At 50.6% G+C, this 771-nt stretch carries 6 tRNA genes and 1 rRNA gene; all 7 read right to left on the bottom strand.

The window, feature by feature from the left end:
• Positions 1-103: 103 nt before the first annotated feature.
• Positions 104-179: transfer RNA gene (locus KNO94_RS15150), tRNA-Ala, on the bottom strand.
• A 13-nt stretch (positions 180-192) separates the two neighbouring features.
• Positions 193-269: transfer RNA gene (locus tag KNO94_RS15145), tRNA-Pro, on the bottom strand.
• Positions 270-276: 7 nt separating this feature from the next.
• Positions 277-353: transfer RNA gene (locus tag KNO94_RS15140), tRNA-Arg, on the bottom strand.
• Between the two features lie 32 nt (positions 354-385).
• Positions 386-472: transfer RNA gene (locus KNO94_RS15135), tRNA-Leu, on the bottom strand.
• A gap of 42 nt (positions 473-514) precedes the next feature.
• A tRNA-Thr gene (locus tag KNO94_RS15130) sits at positions 515-590 on the bottom strand.
• A gap of 9 nt (positions 591-599) precedes the next feature.
• Positions 600-675, bottom strand: a tRNA-Val gene (locus KNO94_RS15125).
• A gap of 8 nt (positions 676-683) precedes the next feature.
• Positions 684-771 (bottom strand): 5S ribosomal RNA (gene rrf, locus KNO94_RS15120); the annotation flags it as partial.

Genomic DNA, 771 nt, shown 5'->3' with positions numbered 1-771 from the left:
TATAGCTCTTAAATTGACGAAGCTTGCGCTTCATTCAAAAATGGTAAAACTTATTTTTGCCTCATCGTTCAGTTTTCAAAGTTCGTCTGTAAAAAAATAAAAATGGTGGAGCCTAGCGGGATCGAACCGCTGACCTCCTGCGTGCAAGGCAGGCGCTCTCCCAGCTGAGCTAAGGCCCCATATAAGTGATGATGGTCGGGAAGACAGGATTCGAACCTGCGACCCCTTGGTCCCAAACCAAGTGCTCTACCAAGCTGAGCTACTTCCCGTCGAAAATGGTGCACCCTGAGAGATTCGAACTCCCGGCCTTTAGATTCGTAGTCTAACGCTCTATCCAGCTGAGCTAAGGGTGCGAGACGAATAATCATCATGGGAAAAATATTAATGGTACCGAGGGCCGGACTTGAACCGGCACGAGGAAACCCTCGCAGGATTTTAAGTCCTGTGCGTCTACCAATTCCGCCACCCCGGCAAGGTATAATTTCTAGCGGTAGACTTTTTAAAAAAGATCAAATGGTGCCGGCGAAAGGATTCGAACCCTCGACCCTCTGATTACAAGTCAGATGCTCTACCAACTGAGCTACACCGGCAGGTGTAAATGGTGGAGGATGACGGGATCGAACCGCCGACCCCCTGCTTGTAAGGCAGGTGCTCTCCCAGCTGAGCTAATCCTCCAATATGTAGCCTGGCAACGTCCTATCCTCACAGGGGGAGATCCCCCAACTACTTTCGGCGCTGAGACGCTTAACTTCCGTGTTCGGCATGGGAACG

The sequence above is a fragment of the Exiguobacterium sp. s22 genome, from assembly GCF_018617455.1.
In the GTDB taxonomy this organism is placed as follows: Bacteria; Bacillota; Bacilli; order Exiguobacteriales; family Exiguobacteriaceae; genus Exiguobacterium.
This window is presented reverse-complemented; position numbering and strand designations above follow the sequence as displayed.